The sequence below is a fragment of the Nocardia sp. NPDC060220 genome (genome assembly GCF_042727815.1).
GTDB lineage: Bacteria > Actinomycetota > Actinomycetes > Mycobacteriales > Mycobacteriaceae > Nocardia.
On the sequence record NZ_JBHWZY010000777.1, the window covers coordinates 1 to 3313 of the forward strand.

The window sequence follows — 3313 nt, forward strand, 5'->3', positions numbered from 1 at the left end:
AGCCGGTCACCGCGGCCGCCGACGTGGTCGCTGAGCGCGGCGACGACGGTGGTGAGGTACTGGATGGTGCCGCCGTTGACCAGAAGCGATGCGCGAGTGAGCATTTCCTCGATCGTCGAGGCCGCCGAAGTCGACTCGAGCGTGATCGCGGCACCGTCGTCGAGTAGCGCGCCGCCGGGCTCGACGACCGGCGGCGGCTTCATCGCCACGAAGACGTCGCCCATCGGGGTGGCCGACCGCAATTGCGCCGAGGTGCCGACGGGCAACCGGACCGACGAGGTGATGCGCAGGGTCACCAGGGCCGTGTAGTCGCGGGCCGACATGGACTCGACCTGACCGATATCGGCGCCGTTGAGCGTCACCTTCGCCTTCATGGGCAGATTGAGCGCGTTGGAGAAGGCCGCGGTGAGGGTGTAGGTGTCGCCGCCGAGTCCCGGTGCGGGCAGCGGCAACTGGTCGAGCCCCACGGCACATCCACTGGTGGACAGGGCGAGCGCGACGGCGACCGCGAGTCGGGGCGCGAACTGGGTGCGAGGTGTCATCGGCCGCTCTTTCCCGCGATGCCCGCCAGGATGGCGGTGATACCGAAATCCGGTCCCATATCGCGCATGGTTCCGGTCGCGCAGCCCTGGTTCTGCAGCTGGAGCAGGTTGCAGATCTCCTTGACCATCTGGCCGTCGAGCAGCAGCCGGTTGATGTCCACCACGGCGCGCAGTGCGCGGACATTCGGGTCGACGGAGTTGTAGGCGTTGTCGACGACCATCGGGAACACATCGAGGAACTGGGCGAGGTTGTAGTCGTAGGCGGCCAGGGAACCGGTCACCGTGTTCGCGTTGGTGGCGAGACCGGAAATGGTGCCCTGGTGGCGTCGCAGCAGTTCGGCGACCTGGCTGATGATCCGGTTCAGCGCGGCGCCGGTCTCGCCGGAACCCAGCTGTTGTTCGGCCAGGAAATCGGTGAGTTGTGCGACGGCGCCGCCGAATTCGCGCAGCGTCCCGTCATTGCGCGCGGCGGCCGCGGTCAGTTCGTCGAGGTTGGTGACGACGGTGGTGATCGCGTCGCGGGTGGCGGCACCGTTGTCCTGGCCCTGTCGCAACGCCCGGGAGAGTTCGCCCAGGGCCGCCCGCATCTCGTCGCCGTTGCCCGTGGTCGCGGCGGACCCCAGGTCGATCAGGTCGGCGACCGGTCCCGCGCCCTTGCCGTCACCGCCCAGCGAGGTCGACAACTTCTGTGCCATCGACAGCAAGGCATCGAACTCGACCGGCGACTTCGTGCGGGCGGTACCGAGCACCGCTCCCGCGGGCAGGGTCGGTCCGCCACGGTAGACCGGGGTGAGTTCCACGTGACGGTCGGTGAGCAGTGAGTCCGAGATCGTGACCGCCTGCACGTCGGCCGGTAGCTGGATCGCGCCGTCGATCTTCATCTCGACGACGACCTCGGTGCCGCGGGCCTCGATCCGGACGATCCGCCCGACCCTCATGCCCAGCACCGAGACCGGGTTGCCCTCGTAGAGGCCGTTGGCATTGGCGAATTCGGCGGTGATGGTAGTGGTATCCGCCTGCGAACCGACCGAGCAGCTGGTCAGGCAGGCGACGCTCACTGTGATCGCGGCGAGTTTCAGGGTGGAGATCAGGGCTTTCATCGACAGTCCTGGTGATAGGGGGCGCGGCCGTTCTCGACGGCGACGGCACTCAACGCGCACATCCACGAGTCGACGAAGGCGCCGTCGGGGGCGCTGGCATTGAGTTCGGCACCGGTACCGGTGGCGTTGGCGAACATGCGCCAGGGGACCGGAAGGATCTGCAGGATATTGCGCAGCAGGTCGTCGTGGCCCGCCATCATTGCGGTCATGTCACGCAGATCGGTCAGCAATTGTTCGACCTCGGCGTGGTCATCGACCACGATCGGCTCCAGCCGCGCGACCAGCGTGGTGATCGCGTCCAGTAGTCGGCGTAGCGCGTCCTGGCGGGCGATGATCTGGCGCAGCACCGTGCCGCCCTGACCCACCACCGAGGCGAGTTCGGCTTGCTGGGAGCGGATCACGGTGCTGACCTGGTCGGTACTGGTGAGCAGCGTGCCGATTTGGTCGCGTCGGGTCGCGATGGTGGTCGACAGCGACCGGATGTCGCGCAGGATGCCCGGCACCAGCGACGGCATGCCGTCGAGTCCGCGCGACAGCGAGGTCATCGACTCGGCGATCTTGTCGGCGTCGAGTTGGTCGAAGGTCGTGGTCGCGTCCTGCAGCGCGGTCTCGAGGTCGTAGGGAACCGTGGTCTGGGACAGGGGAATTCGATTGTCGCGTAGCTCGCCGCTGCCCGACGAGCGCAGTTCGACATAGCGCGAACCGAGCAGCGTGGTGAGTTTGATCGCGGCCGCGGCATCGGCGCCGAGGACGACCTCGTCGTCGATCGACAAGCTCACCTCGACGTGGTCGCCGGCGAGCCGGGTGCCGGTCACCGTGCCGACGGGAATGCCCGCCCAGGTCACCGGGTCACCGGCGGCGATTCCCGCGGCTTGCGCGAAATCGGCCCGCACCGTGCGGGTGCCGAGGTTCAGCGAATTGACCACGACCAGCACGAGCAGCGCCAGCACCACCGAGAGCACGGCGATGAGGCCGGTCCGCAACGACTTGTCGGTGGCGATCGTGCTGGTGCCTTGGCGCGCCGAGACGCGGGCGAGCAGTGGTGTCTTCATGGGTCCTACCTACAGATCGCGGAGTGCTGGGGCCGACCGGTCGGGGAGGCGCCGCCCAGGATCTGCGCGATCACCGGATCGATGCCGGGGATGATGCTGAAACTGATATCGCACACATAGGCGTTGACGAAAGCGCCCGCGTCGGTGGCCCGGATCATGGCCTGGAACAGCAACGGAATATTGAAGCCGAGGAAGGCGAAACGTTGGTTGCCGTCGACGAAGTGCCGCGCGAAGCCGGGTTCGCGGTTCATGAACTCCGTCAGCGACGGACTCGCGCCGTCGACCACCGCGGCGGCGTCGGCGACGACGGTGGAGATTCGCGCGGTCTGGTCAAGCAGCGTGTCACGGCGAGATTCGAGGGCGTCGAAGATCTTGCGGGTCTGGGCGAACGTCGTCTGTAGCCCGGCACTCTGCCCGGCCAGCGTGGTCATGACCGCGGACAGGTTGTCGATCAGGGTGCCGAGGATCTGGTCCGGCCCGGCGAAGGACTGGACCAGGGTCGCGGTCTCGGTGATCAGGGCGGCGACCGCGCCGTCGTCGCCCTGGAGGGCGCGGATCAGCGCGGAGGTCAGATTGTCGACGTCGCCAGGGTCGAGGGCGCTGAACAACGGCTGGAATC

The 3313-nt window shown here is 67.6% G+C and carries 4 protein-coding genes; all 4 read right to left on the reverse strand.

Annotated elements, in window-relative coordinates; genetic code table 11:
* Positions 1-542: MlaD family protein (locus ACFWF3_RS29435; protein ID WP_379316860.1), on the reverse strand; the 542-nt coding region annotated here is incomplete at its 3' end.
* Positions 539-1642 (reverse strand): MCE family protein, encoded by a 1104-nt coding sequence (locus tag ACFWF3_RS29440; RefSeq protein WP_379316862.1) that lies wholly within the window; start codon positions 1640-1642, stop codon positions 539-541. The genes ACFWF3_RS29440 and ACFWF3_RS29435, both read right to left, overlap by 4 nt.
* On the reverse strand, positions 1639-2694 hold the full coding sequence (locus tag ACFWF3_RS29445; RefSeq protein WP_379316864.1) for an MCE family protein: 1056 nt from the start codon (positions 2692-2694) through the stop codon (positions 1639-1641). Before ACFWF3_RS29445 ends, ACFWF3_RS29440 begins: the two co-directional genes overlap by 4 nt.
* A gap of 5 nt (positions 2695-2699) precedes the next feature.
* Positions 2700-3313: MCE family protein (locus ACFWF3_RS29450; RefSeq protein WP_379316865.1), on the reverse strand; the 614-nt coding region annotated here is incomplete at its 5' end.

Excerpts from the sequence above, each read along its gene's own strand:
- ACFWF3_RS29440 (WP_379316862.1), bottom strand. The coding sequence starts at position 1,642 with ATGAAAGCCCTGATCTCCACCCTGAAACTCGCCGCGATCACAGTGAGC.
- ACFWF3_RS29445 (WP_379316864.1), bottom strand. The coding sequence starts at position 2,694 with ATGAAGACACCACTGCTCGCCCGCGTCTCGGCGCGCCAAGGCACCAGC.